17 protein-coding genes are annotated in these 17,411 nt (G+C 37.4%); 3 read left to right on the top strand and 14 right to left on the bottom strand.

Annotation, left to right across the window (positions count from 1 at the left end; all coding sequences use genetic code 11):
* Window positions 1–95 precede the first annotated feature (95 nt).
* Together adeS and adeR are read right to left on the bottom strand one after the other, a co-directional pair.
* A complete protein-coding gene (gene adeS / locus WBW42_RS12895) occupies window positions 96–1,160 on the bottom strand; it encodes a two-component sensor histidine kinase AdeS (RefSeq protein WP_032057593.1) in 1,065 nt (354 codons plus the stop codon).
* Window positions 1,150–1,881 (bottom strand): efflux system response regulator transcription factor AdeR, encoded by a 732-nt coding sequence (gene adeR / locus WBW42_RS12890; protein ID WP_002113657.1) that lies wholly within the window; start codon window positions 1,879–1,881, stop codon window positions 1,150–1,152. Before adeR ends, adeS begins: the two co-directional genes overlap by 11 nt.
* A gap of 143 nt (window positions 1,882–2,024) precedes the next feature.
* On the opposite strand from adeR, the gene WBW42_RS12885 reads away from it, so the two are divergent.
* Window positions 2,025–3,191 carry an efflux RND transporter periplasmic adaptor subunit gene (locus tag WBW42_RS12885; protein ID WP_032057592.1) on the top strand — a complete coding sequence of 389 codons (1,167 nt, stop codon included), beginning with the start codon at window positions 2,025–2,027 and terminating at the stop codon, window positions 3,189–3,191.
* On the top strand, window positions 3,188–6,295 hold the full coding sequence (locus WBW42_RS12880; RefSeq protein WP_032057591.1) for an AdeB/AdeJ family multidrug efflux RND transporter permease subunit: 3,108 nt from the start codon (window positions 3,188–3,190) through the stop codon (window positions 6,293–6,295). The genes WBW42_RS12885 and WBW42_RS12880 overlap by 4 nt, the downstream gene beginning before the upstream one ends.
* Window positions 6,296–6,375: 80 nt before the next feature.
* Here WBW42_RS12880 and WBW42_RS12875 read toward each other — a convergent pair whose 3' ends face one another.
* The 8 genes from WBW42_RS12875 to pqqA all read right to left on the bottom strand — a co-directional run bounded on the left by WBW42_RS12875 (window position 6,376) and on the right by pqqA (window position 11,945).
* Window positions 6,376–6,612: a hypothetical protein gene (locus WBW42_RS12875; protein WP_016806236.1), complete on the bottom strand. Its 237-nt coding sequence runs from the start codon at window positions 6,610–6,612 to the stop codon at window positions 6,376–6,378.
* 252 nt (window positions 6,613–6,864) lie between these two features.
* Window positions 6,865–7,041 (bottom strand): hypothetical protein, encoded by a 177-nt coding sequence (locus tag WBW42_RS12870; RefSeq protein ID WP_002113575.1) that lies wholly within the window; start codon window positions 7,039–7,041, stop codon window positions 6,865–6,867.
* Window positions 7,042–7,617: 576 nt separating this feature from the next.
* Complete coding sequence (locus tag WBW42_RS12865; RefSeq protein ID WP_032057589.1) at window positions 7,618–8,670, bottom strand: dipeptidase; 1,053 nt, start codon at window positions 8,668–8,670, stop codon at window positions 7,618–7,620.
* Window positions 8,671–8,685: 15 nt separating this feature from the next.
* Window positions 8,686–9,840: a pyrroloquinoline quinone biosynthesis protein PqqE gene (gene pqqE / locus WBW42_RS12860; protein WP_284105425.1), complete on the bottom strand. Its 1,155-nt coding sequence runs from the start codon at window positions 9,838–9,840 to the stop codon at window positions 8,686–8,688.
* On the bottom strand, window positions 9,837–10,121 hold the full coding sequence (gene pqqD, locus WBW42_RS12855; protein WP_005069244.1) for a pyrroloquinoline quinone biosynthesis peptide chaperone PqqD: 285 nt from the start codon (window positions 10,119–10,121) through the stop codon (window positions 9,837–9,839). The genes pqqE and pqqD overlap by 4 nt, the downstream gene beginning before the upstream one ends.
* A complete protein-coding gene (gene pqqC / locus WBW42_RS12850) occupies window positions 10,118–10,876 on the bottom strand; it encodes a pyrroloquinoline-quinone synthase PqqC (protein WP_032057587.1) in 759 nt (252 codons plus the stop codon). Before pqqC ends, pqqD begins: the two co-directional genes overlap by 4 nt.
* A gap of 8 nt (window positions 10,877–10,884) precedes the next feature.
* Window positions 10,885–11,796: a pyrroloquinoline quinone biosynthesis protein PqqB gene (gene pqqB, locus WBW42_RS12845; RefSeq protein ID WP_032057585.1), complete on the bottom strand. Its 912-nt coding sequence runs from the start codon at window positions 11,794–11,796 to the stop codon at window positions 10,885–10,887.
* A gap of 74 nt (window positions 11,797–11,870) precedes the next feature.
* Window positions 11,871–11,945 carry a pyrroloquinoline quinone precursor peptide PqqA gene (pqqA, locus tag WBW42_RS12840; protein ID WP_001982218.1) on the bottom strand — a complete coding sequence of 25 codons (75 nt, stop codon included), beginning with the start codon at window positions 11,943–11,945 and terminating at the stop codon, window positions 11,871–11,873.
* Between the two features lie 249 nt (window positions 11,946–12,194).
* On the opposite strand from pqqA, the gene WBW42_RS12835 reads away from it, so the two are divergent.
* Window positions 12,195–13,985, top strand: coding sequence for a bifunctional metallophosphatase/5'-nucleotidase (locus WBW42_RS12835; protein WP_032057584.1), 1,791 nt, complete (start codon window positions 12,195–12,197; stop codon window positions 13,983–13,985).
* Window positions 13,986–14,053: 68 nt separating this feature from the next.
* On the opposite strand, the gene WBW42_RS12830 is transcribed toward WBW42_RS12835, so the two are convergent.
* The 4 genes from WBW42_RS12830 to WBW42_RS12815 all read right to left on the bottom strand — a co-directional run bounded on the left by WBW42_RS12830 (window position 14,054) and on the right by WBW42_RS12815 (window position 17,408).
* The gene (locus tag WBW42_RS12830) at window positions 14,054–14,455 is read right to left on the bottom strand and encodes a transcriptional repressor (protein WP_032057583.1); all 402 of its coding nucleotides are present in this window, start codon (window positions 14,453–14,455) and stop codon (window positions 14,054–14,056) included.
* Between the two features lie 471 nt (window positions 14,456–14,926).
* Window positions 14,927–15,589, bottom strand: a complete 663-nt coding sequence (locus WBW42_RS12825; protein WP_032003629.1) for an isochorismatase family protein — start codon at window positions 15,587–15,589, stop codon at window positions 14,927–14,929.
* 68 nt (window positions 15,590–15,657) lie between these two features.
* Window positions 15,658–16,428 carry an SDR family oxidoreductase gene (locus WBW42_RS12820; RefSeq protein WP_002113769.1) on the bottom strand — a complete coding sequence of 257 codons (771 nt, stop codon included), beginning with the start codon at window positions 16,426–16,428 and terminating at the stop codon, window positions 15,658–15,660.
* 359 nt (window positions 16,429–16,787) lie between these two features.
* A complete protein-coding gene (locus WBW42_RS12815) occupies window positions 16,788–17,408 on the bottom strand; it encodes an ATP-binding cassette domain-containing protein (RefSeq protein WP_032057581.1) in 621 nt (206 codons plus the stop codon).
* Window positions 17,409–17,411 lie beyond the last annotated feature (3 nt).

The raw sequence follows: 17,411 nt of genomic DNA, 5'->3' as shown, positions 1-17,411 counted from the left end.
TTTTATAAACAAATTAACCTATTTTTTAGTTAATCACGAGTCATGAAATGCAATTTCTCTTAATTAAAGCGTTAAAGGTTGTACAAAAGCGATCATTATTGAGGAATACTTATTCTAAAAATGCTATGTGAGTGTTGATTTAAATAATCGACTTGACCTTTATGGGCAATGACAAGAGCTTGTACAACCGAAAGACCTAACCCAGTGCCGCCTAACTCTTTATTTCTTGATTGTTCTAACCTGAAAAAAGGGTTAAATAAATCTTTGCGATGCTCAGCTGAAATGCCAGGTCCTTCATCTTCTATTTCAAGAATCCAGTTAGTTTGTTTTTGTCTCGTTGAAACAATTAACTTTCCCGGATTTGCATAACGTGTAGTGTTATCCAGTAAAGCAATTAAAATCTGTTCAATTCGCCGTTGATCACACTCAACTTTTGGCGCTTCAATATTGAAAATGACTTTAAGCTGAGCTTTTTCTAATTTTTCTTCAAACATGTGCACGACTTTGTGAGCAGTTTCATTAAAACAAATCGTTTCGAGGTTAAGTCTAAGCTGTTGGTTTTCAAAAAGACTCAATGTACGTAAATCTTCGACTAGGTTTGAAAGACCTTCTACTTGATTTAGTAAATTTTTAAATAAAATGGGGTCAGCTTCAAAAACACCATCAATAATCCCCTGCAACCTACCTTGCAAAATGGTGACTGGCGTTCTTAACTCATGTGCAATTGCGGCATTCCAGACATGAGCATTTTCAACTGAGGTCTCTAGTTTTTGAGCCATATCATTAAAATTATCCATAAGCTCACCAATTTCAGAAGAATGATGCATTGGTTTTTCAACTCGTGCGCTTAAATCCCCATGACTAATTTTCTTAGCTGCATCGGCTAATAGATTAATAGGCACAATAAAACGTTGAGCAAGCTTGATGCCTAAAATAATTGATAATGCTGTGCCAAATAGAAGCACGGCGAATAACCATATACCATCTAGATAGTGAAAAAACTCATCACTTTCTTTCAGCTTTTCGAGAGAAATAAGCCCTACTTCAATTGCAACATAGTAGGTGCCATAACCTAAAATTAGCGAACTCAGCGTAACACTTAGACTGGTAAAGCTCAGTGCAATAATCAGTTGTTTACTAATGCCCGTTTTATTTTTCATGTGGATGATCCAACCTGTAGCCTACACCGCGAACATTGATGAGCATATTTCGTAAACCCAGATCTTCTATTTTCTTTCGTAGCTTACTGACATGACTATCGACCGTACGTTCTAATGCATCTCGATCTGGTAGACACTGATTCATGAGCTCTGAACGAGTAAAGACTTTATGAGGATGCGGTAACATCAGTAATAAAATTTTGTACTCAGTTAGAGTTAAATTGAGTGTTTGTTTTTGATCGCCCGAATGGATGTAAGCAGTATGAATTTCGGTATTCACCTCAATATTTTTATAAATCAGATTTCGGTTAGGAGTTTGCTGGTTTTGTTGAGTACGTCTTAGTACTGCTTGTACACGTGCGACCACTTCATTTGGGTTAAAGGGTTTTACGACAAAGTCGTCTGCTCCAATTCTTAAAGCCATGACTTTATCAATTTCTTGATCTAAAGCCGTAAGCATAATGACTGGTGTTGCTGCTTTTTGCCGAATTTTATTCAGTACTTCCCACCCGCTCAGTTCCGGCATTTTTATATCGAGAATCACCAGATCAATAGGCTGCGCTGCGTGTATTTCAATTGCCTGCTTACCATTCATAGCCCGTACAACACGCATACCCTCACGCTTAAGATAATGTTCAATAATATCGCCAATATCATATTCATCTTCTACAACAAGAATAAGCTTATCCTGACAATTAAACGTAAAGGTTGACTCGAACATAGCAATAAGACGTGGGAAAAATTTGATTTATCATACGCGTATTTTTTGATAGATCTCCACACTTTTTCCACATATTCGTGATTTTGGTTACACACACATCAAAAATAATGCCAGCATCTAGAAGTCCATTAGGTGTTATAAAAGTGCAAAAGCATTTTTTAGTTCCATTCGTTTTATCTTTCGTTTTTGTGTTAAACGGCTGTGGCAATGAACAAGTAAGTGATCAAACACATGTATCTACGGCTAAGGTTACCGTTATTTCAATTCAACCGCAGTCTATTAACTTTAGTGAAAATCTACCGGCGCGCGTTCACGCTTTCAGAACTGCCGAAATTCGTCCTCAAGTTGGCGGTATTATCGAAAAAGTTTTATTCGCTCAAGGTAGTGAAGTTAAAGCTGGACAACCTCTATACAAAATAAACTCAGAAACATTTGAGGCTGATGTAAATAGTAATCGAGCGGGTTTAAATAAAGCTGAAGCAGAAGTAAACCGCTTAAAAATACAACTTGAGCGTTATCAGCAACTTTTACCAAGTAATGCGATTAGCAAGCAAGAAGTAAGTAATGTCGAAGCGCAATATCGACAAGCGATTGCAGATGTTGCTCAAATGAAAGCATTATTAGCTCGACAAAATCTTAATTTACAGTATGCGACAGTGCGAGCACCGATTTCCGGACGTATTGGTAAATCATTCGTAACAGAAGGCGCTTTGGTTAGTCAGGCTGATAGCAATACTATGGCGACCATTCAACAAATTGACCGCGTTTATGTCGATGTAAAGCAGTCTATTGGAGAATATGAGCGCCTACAGGCGGCTCTACAAAGTGGTGAGTTGTCTGCCAACAATCAAAAAGCTGTACAGATTTTGAATAGTTTGGGACAGCCCTATAATGTTACAGCAAAAATGCTGTTTGAAGATATTAATGTGGACCCTGAAACTGGGGATGTCACCATTCGTATTGAAGTGACCAATCCTGAAAGAAAATTACTGCCGGGTATGTATGTCCGCGTTAATATTGAGCGTGCTTCGGTTCCTCAGGCCTTACTCGTGCCAGAACAAGCTATTCAGCGCAATATGAATGGCGATCCTCAAGTTTATGTAGTGAATGCCAAAGGTGGCGCAGATGTTCGCTCAGTAGAGTTAGGGCAACAATATGAGCAGTTTTATCTCATCAATAAAGGGCTGAAAGCAGGCGAAAAAGTTGTCGTTGAAGGTATAGAGCGTATCCAGCCCAACCAAAAACTAGCAATTTCAGCATGGAAAGCGGCCTCAACAGAAAATACGGTGAAGCAAGGAGATGCTAAATGATGTCTCAATTCTTTATTCGCCGTCCTGTTTTTGCATGGGTAATTGCAATTTTTATCATTCTATTTGGTGTGCTGAGTATTCCAAAGTTACCCATTGCACGCTTTCCGAGTGTCGCTCCACCCGAAGTGAACATTACAGCAAGTTATCCTGGCGCTACTCCCAAAACGATTAATGATAGTGTGATTACCCTCATTGAACGGGAAATGTCAGGAGTAAAAAACTTACTCTACTATAGTGCTACAACGGATTCTTCAGGAACCGCTGAAATTACCGCGACATTTAAACCCGGTACCGATGTGGATATGGCACAAGTCGACGTACAAAACAAAATTAAAGCGGTTGAAGCACGCTTACCCCAAGTCGTCCGCCAACAAGGCTTAGCTGTAGAGGCATCGTCCTCAGGCTTTTTAATGCTTGTCGGTTTAAACTCACCTAACCATCGTTATTCAGAAGTCGATTTAAGCGATTATCTGGTTCGTAATGTGGTCGAAGAGCTTAAACGTGTTGACGGTGTCGGAAAAATTCAGTCCTTTGGTGCTGAAAAAGCGATGCGAATTTGGGTAGACCCAAATAAATTAGTTTCTTATGGTCTATCGATTAGTGATGTAAATAATGCGATTCGTAACAATAATATCGATATTGCACCAGGTAGACTTGGTGATCGTCCTCTAGTTAATGGTCAATTAATTACCATACCTTTATCCGCTCAAGGACAGCTTGAAAATGTAGAGCAGTTCAAAAATATTAGTCTAAAGAGCAATATTAGCGGCGCCAATATTAAGTTGTCGGATGTCGCCGATGTAGAAATGGGAGCTCAGTCATATAATTTTGCGATTTTAGAAAATGGTAAACCTGCAACAGCTGCGGCCATTCAGTTGAGCCCTGGTGCAAATGCAGTAAAAACAGCAGATGCGGTAAAACAGAAACTTGAAGAACTAAAAGTAAATTTACCTGAAGGCATGCAATTTAGCGTTCCTTACGATACTGCACCTTTTGTTAAAATTTCGATAGAAAAGGTCGTTCATACATTAATTGAAGCCATGGTTTTGGTCTTCATTGTGATGTATCTATTTCTTCATAATGTTCGCTATACCTTAATTCCTGCGATTGTCGCTCCAATTGCCCTGCTTGGCACCTTTACCATCATGCTTTTAACCGGTTACTCAATTAATGTGTTAACTATGTTCGGTATGGTGCTTGCGATCGGGATTATTGTCGATGACGCGATTGTAGTCGTTGAGAATGTAGAACGAATTATGGCAACCGAAGGTCTATCTCCTAAAGAAGCGACTTCTAAAGCCATGACAGAGATTACCAGTCCGATTATTGGTATTACCTTGGTGTTGGCAGCCGTATTTTTACCAATGGCTTTAGCAAGTGGTTCGGTCGGTATTATTTACCGCCAATTTACCATTACGATGTCAGTCTCAATTTTATTCTCGGCATTTTTAGCTTTAACACTCACCCCTGCACTTTGTGCAACCTTATTAAAACCTGTTGATGCAAATCATCAAAAGAAAGGTTTTTATGCATGGTTTGATCGTAGCTTTGATAAAGTCACAAAAAAATATGAAGCGATTTTACTTAAAGTCGTTAAACATACTATTCCGACTTTAATTATTTTTGTGGTGATTACAGGTTTAACTTTTGCAGGCATGAAATATTGGCCAACTGCTTTTATGCCAGAGGAAGATCAAGGCTGGTTTTTAACGTCGTTCCAATTACCTTCAGATGCGACTGCTGAACGTACAACAAAAATTGTGAAAGATTTTGAAAACCATTTAAATGAGCAGTCGGATGTTAAAAGCAATATTTCAATTATGGGTTGGGGATTTAGTGGCGCTGGCCAAAACGTTGCACTCGCTTTTACAACCTTAAAAGATTTTGGCGAGCGTGATAAATCTACTACTGACTATACCAACTTCATAAATGCAGAAATGGCAAACAGTAAAGAAGGTACAACTATGTCTGTACTTCCCCCTGCCATTGATGAATTGGGTACATCTTCAGGCTTTAGTTTGCGTTTACAAGACAAAGCAAATTTAGGAATGCCTGCTTTAATTTCGGCCCAAGAAAAGCTTATGGAAATGGCGGCCCAAAACAAAAAATTTTACATGGTTTACCCAGAAGGTTTACCTCAAGGTGACAATATTAGCTTGAAGATCGACCGCGAGAAATTAAACACTCTAGGAGTAAGCTTTGCTTCTGTTTCGGATATTATTTCGACCTCAATGGGATCGATGTATATCAATGATTTTCCAAATCAAGGCAGAATGCAGCAAGTTATTGTTCAAGCCAATGCAAAATCACGAATGCATTTAAAAGATATCTTGAGTTTAAAGGTTGCAGGCGCAAACGGACAACTGGTGTCTTTATCCGAGGTCGTGATTCCTCAGTGGAATAAGTTGCCGCAGCAATATAATCGCTACAATGGCCGACCATCATTAAGTATCGCTGGAGTGCCTAACATAGGGGTATCTTCAGGTGATGCGATGCGAGAAATGGAAAAGTTAATTGCTAAACTTCCTCAAGGTATTGGTTATGAGTGGACAGGCATTTCACTACAAGAAAAGCAATCTGAATCTCAAATGGTATTTCTTATTGCTTTATCAATGTTAGTCGTGTTTTTAGTTTTAGCTGCACTTTATGAAAGTTGGTCAATTCCGTTATCTGTCATGCTTGTTGTTCCTTTAGGAATCTTTGGTGCAATATTAGCCATTATGTTAAGAGGAATGCCAAACGATATTTTCTTCAAAATTGGTCTTATCACTATTATTGGTTTATCTGCCAAAAATGCGATCTTAATTGTTGAGTTTGCAAAGATGCTCAAAGAAGAAGGCATGACTTTAATTGAAGCAGCCGTTGCAGCAGCAAAGTTACGCCTACGCCCAATTTTGATGACTTCCCTTGCCTTTACCTGTGGTGTTATCCCATTGGTCATTGCAACTGGAGCAAGTTCGGAAACTCAGCATGCATTAGGTACAGGGGTATTTGGAGGTATGATATCTGCCACCATCTTGGCCATCTTTTTTGTTCCCGTGTTCTTTATTTTTGTGTTGGGAGCCGCAGAGAAACTATTTTCCAAAAAGAAAATTAATTCTTAGTTAAGTGGGTTGAGGCGAAACGTATCTATGTTTCGCCTCAATGACTTAGAAATATGAAAAGTCTACTGACAGGAAAACGATTAAGAATTAAGGACTTTAAAGACTTTACCTGTTCTAGGATGAGCAAAGCTATTATCTGGATCTAAATTGATGACTTTATCCGAAATCACAATTTTAGAAAGTGGTAACCAGCTCTGTTCCAATTCAACGTCTATAAAGTTTTTTTCATTGATATTTTCATAAATTTGTTCGACAACGATTTCCATACCACACATACTTTTAGCATTCACTTCTTTTAAGATATGGCGTTTTGACATACTAGTCTCCATTTTTTTATTATCCGCATCGACAATAATAAAGATTGCACTGATACAATATGTAAATTTTAATAATGAAAGTGTTTTCTTTGTTCTAATCATATTTTTGTAATAATTAAATGAATAGTTGAGTGATTATTTAATTTAAATATTATTTTTAAGTTAATCTATTCAATGTAAATATTACTTATTAAAAAATTTACTTTTAATCAAAATTAAAGGGTTCATTAACTGAACCCTTTTTATTTAATTCTAAACTTGTACTGCGTTATCCAGCGAACCATCATCTTTATTTTTAGCAGTGTCTTTACTAATCAATGAGTCTGTATCACTATCCGTGGTAAAGCTTTTGCTATTTTTTTGCTTTTTCTTGTACATACACATCCCAATCGCGATACCTGTTCCCAATACTATAATTGACTTTAACATTTTGCACCTCTTCGATTAACGGAGTAACTTTTGAGAAATTAGCTTAAATTAATAGCATAAAATTTGTTATTTAACGGCTTTGATTTGCTCCGCTTTTGTAAGGTGTTTATTTTTTATGTTAATTGAAGAGAAAAATAATCCCGAAAAATAAATTTTGATACAAAGCAAAAAGCCTATTCTAAAAAGAATAGGCTTTTCACTGTATTTCAGGATTAAGCAGTATTATGAATCGCTTTATGCAATCTTATTATCTTTAAAAATATATTACAAATGTATTTAATGCTGAACTTTTAGTCAAGATGGGATTGAGGGTTTTTACCAATAATTAGTGATTATTGTGATGACTGTCACGTTTATATAATTAGGATAAAAAAACCCATTTCTACTTCTCATAAAGAAATGGGTGATGTGAAAACCACAAAAGACCTGAAATACCAAATGTTCTTACATTCAGTAAGATTGAGTGTAGTGAATATACCGAATGGTTGACAATTAAACTGTTTGTATTTTTTTTAGTCATTTCGGCCAATAAAAAAATAGTTATGATTCTGTAGATTAACTCTGTTTAGACATTCATTATTGACCAAAAATTCTATTAAGCACCCTCACCCAATTATTAAGACATATATTTTCAATCAGTGTTTTAGAATAACCACGCTGTTGCATACGTTCAATTAAGCGATGTAGGCCTGTCACATCTTCAAGTTCAGTACCTATAAGTGCACCATCGAAGTCTGAACCAAAGCCCACATGTTCTTCGCCCAAATGATCCATTAAATATTCTAAATGTTCCAAAATTACATCAATCGATGTATCTGCATTTCGTTGTCCATCTGACCGTAAAAAAGCGACATCGAAATTTACGCCTACCATCCCTTTACTTTCCCTTATTGCTTTGAGTTGTGGGTCAGTTAAGTTGCGAGCTTGAGGACATAAAGCATGTGAATTAGAGTGTGTTGCTACAATTGGCTGCTGCAATATATCTACAGTATTCCAAAAAGCTTTCTCATTCATATGTGAAACATCAATCACCATCTTTTTATTGGCACAGCGTCTTATAAAATCTTTGCCATCGCTAGTAAGACCTGCTCCAGTGTCAGGTGAGTGAGGAAACTTAGCATTTAAACCATGTCCAAAACGACTAGGTCTATTCCAGAGGGGGCCAATACTACGTAAGCCTCTTTCATAAAATACATCGAGTAAATCAGGATTTTGTTGTAAAGCTTCTGCACCTTCCATATGCAATACAATTGCTAGCTTTTTCTCTGCTCTGCAATCTTGAATATCTTGAACCGAGGTGCAAATTTTAATATTTTTAGAATACTGAGCAAGTTGGTGAGCTAAATCGAGTTGTTCCAAGCAAATTTGTTCAATTTGCTGTTGCGTAAAATCAGAAGCATTCTGATCAAATAATTTATTGGAATGATGCTGTTGCACATAGCTATATGGTGGTAAAAAAATCGCAAACATTCCACCAATAAAACCAGCCTCTTGACAGCGTTTTAAATCAAGATGGCCTACTAAACGTTCATGAATAAAAGCATGTACAGGATCTGGATAGTCACTTAGCCATAAACGTGTTAATGCGTCATTATGTCCATCAAAAACTGGAATATGGCGAGGCTTCATGAGTATTCCTACTTGCTATATATCTGTAATAATGTGGACTGGAATATTTTGGGTGGTGCTTAAAGATTTAGAGTTTCTACTATTACGAAATACTAAATTTTGCAAAGGTGCAGCCAACTGACTTTCTGCCCGTGCTTGTTCAATCATTTGATGATACGGCGATTTCCCACATACAGGATCGGCATTAGCCGCATCTCCAGTCAACATATAGGCCTGACAACGACATCCGCCAAAGTCACGGTCTTTATCGGGACAGCTACGGCACCCTTCTGGCATCCATGCATCGCCACGGAAATGATTAAATCCAGTTGACTTGTACCATATATCTGACAATTTATGTTCGCGGACATTTGGAAACGAAATTGGCAATTGTCGTGCTGCATGGCAAGGTAGCGCCATACCGTCTGGAGCAACTGTAAAGAAGATTTTACCCCAACCATTCATACAGGCTTTTGGTCGCTCTTCATAATAATCAGGCACTACAAAAATGAGTTTGCAAGGATGATTTTGCGCTTTTAATTTTTCTCGATATTCATTGGTAATCCGTTCAGCTCGTGTCAGTTGTTCTTGGGTGGGTAATAAACCTTGGCGGTTTAGAAAAGCCCATCCATAAAACTGACAAATTGCCAACTCGACTGTATCTGCATTGAGCTCAAGGCAAAGTTCAATGATTTGTTCAATCTGGTCAATGTTATGTCGATGAATAACAAAGTTAAGCACCATTGGATAATTGTATTTCTTAACCAATCGGCACATTTCATACTTTTGTTCAAAAGCATGCTTTGAACCTGCCAAGGCATCGTTTACAACAGGATCACTCGCTTGGAAGCTCACTTGAATGTGGTCTAAACCCGCTTGTTTTAAATCAGCAATACGTTGTTCGGTAAGGCCCATGCCTGAGGTAATGAGGTTGGTATAAAACCCTTGTTGATGAGCATGTGCAACGAGTTGTTCTAAATCCTGACGTACTAGAGGTTCACCGCCAGAAAAACCAAGTTGAACAGCACCCATTTGACGTGCTTGATCAAAAACATCAAACCATTCTTGAGTGGTTAGCTCATTTTTATGCTGAGCGTAGTCCAAGGGGTTTGAGCAATATGGGCATTGTAGCGGACAACGATAAGTTAACTCCGCTAATAACCATAAAGGCAGGCCAACACCTTCTGTCATACTAAATCAATCCAGTGTTGCTGCTGTGCGACCAGCATGTAATCCACTACATCTTGATCTATCTCAGCAATATCACCAAATTTTTGCTTTAACTGAGCAATAATTGCAGAAACATTTTGCTGCCCATCAATATATTGTCCAATTGCCCCTGCACTTTCATTTAATTTGATCATGCCTTCAGGATATAAAATCACAAAACCATTTTGAGCTGGCTCGAACTGAAAACGGTAACCTTGTCGCCATGTTGGCACAAGGTTTAAATCAAACTGCTCTTTATTCATTTAAATAGTCCTTTGTGCCAAACTCGGTTGCTTGTCACGCTGTGATACGGTGCTTCATTGTGAACATGTGCAAGTGTTAAAGCATCTAAAATGCTCCATAAAATATCCAGCTTAAACTGCAATATTTCAAGCATTCGTTCTTGTTGCTCAAAAGTTGTAAATGAATCAAGCGTAATCGTTAGACCATGTTCAACGTCACGGCGTGCCTGACTCAAACGAGAACGAAAATACTCATAGCCTTTATCATCAATCCATGGGTAATGTTGTGGCCATGAATCAAGTCTTGATTGATGAATTTGTGGAGCAAAAAGTTCAGTTAAAGAGCTGCTTGCTGCTTCACGCCATGAAGCACGGCGTGCAAAGTTTACATAAGCATCTACCGCGAAGCGAACGCCCGGTAAAACTAACTCTTCAGAAATAACTTGTTCACGACTCAAGCCCACAGCTTCAGCTAACCGTAGCCATGCTTCCCGACCACCGCCATCTGGATATTCACCATCTTGATCGATCATGCGTTGAATCCATTCTTGACGGACTCGTTGATCGGGGCAATTTGCCATAATCGCCGCATCTTTAAGCGGAATATTAATTTGATAGTAATATCGGTTTGCAACCCAAGCCTGAATTTGTTGCTGGGTCGCTTTACCTTCATACATCATCACATGAAATGGATGATAGATATGATAATACTGGCCTTTATCGATAATGGCTTGTTTGAATTGTTCAGTCGTTAAAGCTTCAGGTGTTTGAGTCATGTTTCACCTTAGAGTTCAATCTGCATGCCGTCATAGGCAACTTCTACGCCATTTGCTTTAAGCTCAGCAAACTGACTAGAGTTTTCATTTAAAATTGGATTGGTATTGTTAATATGAATCAGCACTTTTTTAGGTGTACTCAGCTTGTTTAAATAAGACAGTGAACCACCTTCGCCACTAATATATAAATGCCCCATTTCGCGGCCAGTTTTAGTTCCAACCCCTGTTTGTTGCATTTCATCGTCTGTCCAAAGCGTACCATCAATCATGACACAGTCTGAACTCTGCATAATCTGCATGATTTGATCGTCAATTTTTCCAAGACCCGGAGCATAGAACAACTGTTTTTGTGTCTTATGATCTTTGATAATTAAAGCGATATTGTCGCCATCATGTGGGTCATTTCGATGCGGTGAATATGGTGGAGCTGCACTTTTAATAATTAAGGGTAAAAATTCTAAATTTTCGAAACCATTAATTTTAAAAGCTTGTTTAGGGTTAATCTCATGATATTGAAGACCACCATTCCAGTGTTTGAGCATATTAAATACTGGAAAGCCGTTCGTTAAATCTTGGTGGACCATTTCTGTACACCATACATTCATTGGGCAACCTTCACGTAAGGTTAAAAGCCCAGTGGTATGGTCTAACTGACTGTCCATTAAAATAACGCTTGTTATTCCTGTATCACGTAATTTACGCGCTGGTTGCGCTGCTTTAAATTCGAAGAGTTGCTGACGGATATCAGGTGACGCGTTTAATAAAACCCAGTCTGTTCCATTTTCAGAAACAGCAATCGATGATTGAGTACGGGCTTTGGCTTGGATTGTACCTGTGCGCACACCATGACAATTCGGGCAATTACAATTCCACTGCGGAAACCCGCCTCCGGCAGCTGAACCTAAAACATAAATATACATAAAATTAATATCTTATTAGAAAGAGATAAGCCCTAGAACAAGACTAGGGCTTATGACATATTTGATGAAACTGATTAACGTGCTTCAAAGTACATTGTAACTTCAAAACCAATGCGTAAATCAGTAAAAGCTGGTTTAGTCCATTGCATAAATTATCTCCGGTTCATATTAATCTTATGAAATGAATCACTTGATTAAGATTTATAAGGCAATTAAAAATTTATTCTAAATAAAAAAATTGGGTTTGTAGACCACCCTTAGCTAAGATATTGTTCGATAATTGTGTTTTTTGTCCAAATTTTAATATTTCGAACATATTTACTTATTGGGTCTTTCATCAAACATTCATACTAAAAGCGTATTTTTTTATCCGTCTTAATTGATCAAATGATAAAAAAATGAAAAATTTAACAATACTTTTTAAAGTAACAACACTTTCTCTGGCTGTAGCATTATTGGTGGGATGTAATGACGATGATGATAATGACACAGCATCACCTGCCCAAAGAAGCAATCAAACCGTAAATATTTTAGCTTTTAATGACTTTCATGGAAATCTTGAGCCACCTAAGCGTTATGTCGAGGCACCAAATCCAAATGATGCTGCTCAATCTGTTCGTATTCCTGTGGGAGGAGTGAGTTACTTTGCCGATGCAATTAAAAAACTTAAAGCAGAAAATCCAAATAATGCTGTGGTTTCGGCAGGCGATTTAATTAGCGCCTCTCCTCTCACCTCTTCTTTATTTTTAGATGAACCAACCATTGAAGTCATGAATGATATTCAAATTGACTTTAATGCTGTAGGTAACCATGAATTTGATCGGGGTACAGACGAATTACGCCGTTTAAAAAATGGTGGATGTCAGCAATATACCAGCACTGCACCTTGTCAAATTAATAAAAATTTTAGTGGTGCAAAATTTGATTTCCTTGCGGCTAACGTCGCAATGAAAAATGACACCAGTAAAACGATCTTCCCAGCCTATAAAGTTAAAACTTATGGTGGAATTCCAGTTGCATTTATTGGTTTAACTCTTAAAGCGACGCCAAGTATTGTTTCTGCGGCAGGTATTAAAGACGTTGAGTTCCGTGATGAAGCAGATACAGTAAATGCGTTGATTCCTGAATTAAAAAAACAAGGAATTGAAGCCATTGTAGTCGTTGTCCATGAAGGTGCGGCGCCAAGTACGAAGCTCAATCAAAAAACATGTGATGGTTTAAGTGGTCCGATTTTAGGAATTTTGGATAAGCTTAATCCAGCAGTTGATATTGTTGTTTCAGGTCACACACATCAATCTTATATTTGTGACTATGCAACAAAAAATCCAGCTAAACCATTCTTACTTACTTCAGCTGGACAATATGGCACGCTCATTACTGACATCAAGATTGAATTAGATGGTAAAACTGGTGATGTCATTAAAAAAGATGCTAAACAAGTTCCTATACAAAGTGAGGCCTATACGTCTGGCACAACCACGGTAAGCCTGACAGACCTCTATCAAAAATTTAACAAAACCCCAAGCATTGAAGCGATTTTAGATAAATACCGCCAAGCTGTGACCACCATTTCAAGTCGTGTGGTTGGTACATCTACTGCCGTTGTGAGCCGTACTCAAGTCGAAAGTGGTGAAAGTCCGCTAGGTATTATGATTGCCGATGCTCAGCAAGCGGCTGCCTTAAAAGCAAGTAATCAAGGCTCAGACTTTACACTAATGAATCCAGGCGGTGTGCGTGCGGATCTGCTCATTAATAGTAATAACCAGATTACCTTTGGCGATGTTTTTGCAGTTCAACCTTTCGGTAACTCTATTGTGACTTTGAGCTTAACCGGTAAACAGATTAGAGATGTGCTTGAACAGCAATGGTCTGGTGCAAATGCAAATTCACCTAGAATTTTACAGCCATCTAAAGAGTTGAGTTACCAATATGCGGCAAATACATCTGTTTCACCACGAGCAAGTAATATTATGATTGCAGGTTCACCGTTGGTTGACACTAAAGTGTATCGCGTGACGGTAAATAGCTTCTTGGCAGATGGTGGTGACAACTTTACGGTATTAAAAGAAGGCCAAAACCGTGTCGGTGGTGGTCAAGATATTGATGCGCTTGAAAACTATGTTGCTGAAAACTCTAAAGATTCACCTTTAACTATTCCAGCTACGACTCGAATTAAAGTTATCAAGTAACTGATTTAATGAGAATCAAAGGACAGTATGATGCTGTCCTTTATTTTTTATGGCACTTTAAAAGATTTTTATTCAGTATATAGATTGAGTTCAACACTACTGATATCGACTCCGGTATTTGCAAAAATAATATCAGTAACCTCATGAAGTAATTCTTTAACTTTGTCATGTTCAAAGTTCAAGGCTTCAGAGGTTTTGAGCGAAATGAGGTTACAACTCATCTTGTCTTTTCTAAGCTTATAAAAAATTTTGCTTTTTCCTAAAAACACCCTTTTGATGAGTTTACGGTTTTCAAATTCCGACAAGATTCGATAAATCGTTCCTAGCGTTATTTTATGTTCATTTTTAATTTGCGTATAAATACTCACAGCACTTAAGCCTTGTGGATTTTGATTTAAAATTTCAAAAACCTGTATTCTCGATTTTTTTATGGGTAGTCCATTTAATAATGATTTTGAAGTTGCTGTCATGATTAATTAACCTTAATGTTGAAAAAATATAGAAATTTTTTAAAATTATTTTGTCTATACTTACTTGAAAATTATGGAAATGATTTGATGTATAAATCAGAGCTTATTACCCTATAAATAAGCTTTGAGCTGATTATAAGTTTCTGAATAATTTAATATTATTCCTACCTCACTATCTACATGTACGCGCTTGGTGAATAAAAGAATTCTTGAGCTGAACCATATGGCGACCCTCTTCATTAAGTCATTTTCCGACCTTATTCTATATAATGATTAACATATGATAAATATTATCATTTGTGTTTAGCGGTGTATCATATACATATAAGTTTTGATATTCAATATTAATTAATTATCAAATACATAATGATAACCATTATATATTACTAAATAAGTATTCATTTCCACCCATATAAAAAGCAGATCGATGATCTGCTTTTTATATTTTAAATAGAATAAGTTAAATGACTATTATGCTAAAGATAGTACATCTTGTTCTTGCATCCATGCATGAATCACTTGTTGTGTTGTCATGACTTGAGCGCATCGTGTACTAGCATATTTTAACGCCATATCGTGCTCTTCTCGGCTAAAGTCAGCTAGTGCATCACCACATAAGAATGGCTGTATGTTTAGCATAAATGCTTCCGCAGCACTCATTAAACAACCAATATGTGCATATACACCACAGATAATGAGTTGATCGCGACCAGACTCCCGCATGAGTTGTTCGAGAGGTGAAAATTTAAAAACACTATATCTCCACTTGGTAAGAACCGTATCATTTTTTTGAGGTGAAATTTTTGGCAAAATCTGCGTAAAGCTCGGCTCGTTCTTTAAACCAGGTCCCCAAAAATCAGTTAATAATTGTCGATGTTCAGGTGATTGATTGCCGGGTTGTGCTGTATAAACAACGGGAATATTAGATTGATGAGCGGCGTCAATTAATGCTTTGGTGTTTTTAATGAGTTCTGGAATAGGTTCCTGAGTCAAGTCATAGAAATCTAAAAAATATTGCTGCATATCATGAACCAATAAAACAGCTCGATTGGTATGCAATGGCCAATTTGTTTTGTTGGGAGTAAATTCATGGGCTTGGGGCATACTATAACTTGCAATCTTTGGAATACTCATTAGTATTTTCCTTTTCTATTTTTCAAAATATTTTTTAATTTCAGATGGTTGTTGTGCTGAAGTAATCTTTAAACCCCAAGTGTCGCTCCCCCATCTACCACTATTTCTTGCATCGTAATTTGGGCAGCTTGGTCCGAAAGTAAAAAGATCACGGTATTGGCAATATCATCTGGTTGCGCGAGTTTTCTTAAGGGAATACCTGTTCGGTACTGACTCAAATCACCATCAATTACTGCAGGTGGAGGTGTATTATCAGTCCAGAGTTGTTGCTGCATTTGAGTGAGAGTAGATCCTGGTGAAACAATATTTAGCCTGACTTGATAAGGTGCAATTTCAAGTGCTAGATTGCGACAAAAATGACTCAGTGCGGCCTTAGTGGTGGCGTACATACCAAGTTGCATACGCGGCATGCGTGCACTATTTGAACTAATAGTGACAATACTGCCCTGCCTTTTTGCACAAAAATGTTTAGCAACTTGTTGGCTAATCGCAATAGGTGCCATGACATTGACCGCAAAAAGTGTTTCCCAATCTTCCGTTTTGGCTTCAAGCATGGAGCGCATAATTAATACTCCTGCTGCATTTACTAACCCCGTAATTTCGTATCTTTCTAAAAGCTCTGAAATTAAAGTTTGTGTTTCTTGTTGATGGGTAATGTCTTGTGAGATGCCTTGCCATTGTGAAGTTTGATCTGGCGTTATTGTTTTGCTGATATCCCATTGTTTAGGATTTTCTTGTCGGTCAATACCAATAACGTGATAGCCCTGATCTAGTAGTTGCTTGGCAATAGCCGCTCCTATCCCTCTTGCAGCACCTGTGACCACGATGGTAGAGCGCATGTGGATACTCCAATTTATATTATAAAGAAATCTATAAATATAATTGCAAATAATTATCATTCTTATCAATAGCAAATTAAGATAAAAGATTAATTTATGATCTCAGGTAAATGAGCTTTAGCTTAAAATTTTAAATTAAATTGTTGTTTTATATTAGTTTTATTAAATTAGAAGGTCAGAAATATTTTATTGTTAATAATCATTTTCAATAAAGCAGGTTTTGATTTATTCGGCTAAAATCAGATTTATGGTTTATCAAACCTAGTAACTTTTTAGGGTTCAATCTCCAGCAGGCTAAGAATGAGTTCTCTATAACTCCGACTCTCGTAAGTTTGGAAATGCATATAAAAAATGAAAAATTATAAAATCCACATAGTTTCGGTCAGATGTTTAATCTCTTGAATATCATGACTCACATAAATCATTGGAATTTTTATTTCCTCTTTTACTTTCTGAAAAAAAGGAATAATTTCGGCTTTATGATTCGCATCTAATGCTGATAAAGGCTCATCAAGCAGTAACAGCTTAGGTGAATATAACAATGCTCGACCCAGTGCTACGCGCTGTTTTTCCCCTCCTGAGAGTTTAATGGGCATGCGTTGTAATAAGTGCCCTAATTTTAATAACTCAATAATGTAATCTGTTTCGAAGTGACGTTCTTGTTGGGATAGACGCTTAAGACCAAATAATAAGTTTTGCTTTACCGTTTTATGCGGAAAAAGCTGAGCATCTTGAAAAACCAATCCAACATGCCGCTTTTGGGTACTCAAGTTAATTTTTTGATCTGAATCAAACCATGTTTGTTCCTGTATTTTAATGAGCCCACTACGCGGAGTGTTCAGGCCAGCAATGGCATGTAAAATCGATGTTTTACCTGAACCCGATGCACCGAATAAGCCAATAACAGAAGCATCTGACTGGAAACTAGGTTCAATATGAAATTGACCCATGTGTAGCTGAAAACGGCAATCAATTAACATATT

This window comes from Acinetobacter sp. LT1 (genome assembly GCF_059800965.1).
This window is presented reverse-complemented; position numbering and strand designations above follow the sequence as displayed.

Excerpts from the sequence above, each read along its gene's own strand:
- WBW42_RS12820 (WP_002113769.1), bottom strand. The coding sequence starts at position 16,428 with ATGCGCTCTACCATCGTGGTCACAGGTGCTGCAAGAGGGATAGGAGCG.
- WBW42_RS12865 (WP_032057589.1), bottom strand. The coding sequence starts at position 8,670 with ATGAAGCCTCGCCATATTCCAGTTTTTGATGGACATAATGACGCATTA.
- WBW42_RS12870 (WP_002113575.1), bottom strand. The coding sequence starts at position 7,041 with ATGTTAAAGTCAATTATAGTATTGGGAACAGGTATCGCGATTGGGATG.
- WBW42_RS12825 (WP_032003629.1), bottom strand. The coding sequence starts at position 15,589 with ATGAGTATTCCAAAGATTGCAAGTTATAGTATGCCCCAAGCCCATGAA.
- WBW42_RS12815 (WP_032057581.1), bottom strand. The coding sequence starts at position 17,408 with ATGTTAATTGATTGCCGTTTTCAGCTACACATGGGTCAATTTCATATT.
- WBW42_RS12880 (WP_032057591.1), top strand. The coding sequence starts at position 3,188 with ATGATGTCTCAATTCTTTATTCGCCGTCCTGTTTTTGCATGGGTAATT.
- pqqE (WP_284105425.1), bottom strand. The coding sequence starts at position 9,840 with ATGACAGAAGGTGTTGGCCTGCCTTTATGGTTATTAGCGGAGTTAACT.
- pqqC (WP_032057587.1), bottom strand. The coding sequence starts at position 10,876 with ATGACTCAAACACCTGAAGCTTTAACGACTGAACAATTCAAACAAGCC.
- adeS (WP_032057593.1), bottom strand. The coding sequence starts at position 1,160 with ATGAAAAATAAAACGGGCATTAGTAAACAACTGATTATTGCACTGAGC.
- WBW42_RS12875 (WP_016806236.1), bottom strand. The coding sequence starts at position 6,612 with ATGTCAAAACGCCATATCTTAAAAGAAGTGAATGCTAAAAGTATGTGT.
- pqqB (WP_032057585.1), bottom strand. The coding sequence starts at position 11,796 with ATGTATATTTATGTTTTAGGTTCAGCTGCCGGAGGCGGGTTTCCGCAG.
- WBW42_RS12830 (WP_032057583.1), bottom strand. The coding sequence starts at position 14,455 with ATGACAGCAACTTCAAAATCATTATTAAATGGACTACCCATAAAAAAA.
- adeR (WP_002113657.1), bottom strand. The coding sequence starts at position 1,881 with ATGTTCGAGTCAACCTTTACGTTTAATTGTCAGGATAAGCTTATTCTT.
- pqqD (WP_005069244.1), bottom strand. The coding sequence starts at position 10,121 with ATGAATAAAGAGCAGTTTGATTTAAACCTTGTGCCAACATGGCGACAA.
- WBW42_RS12835 (WP_032057584.1), top strand. The coding sequence starts at position 12,195 with ATGAAAAATTTAACAATACTTTTTAAAGTAACAACACTTTCTCTGGCT.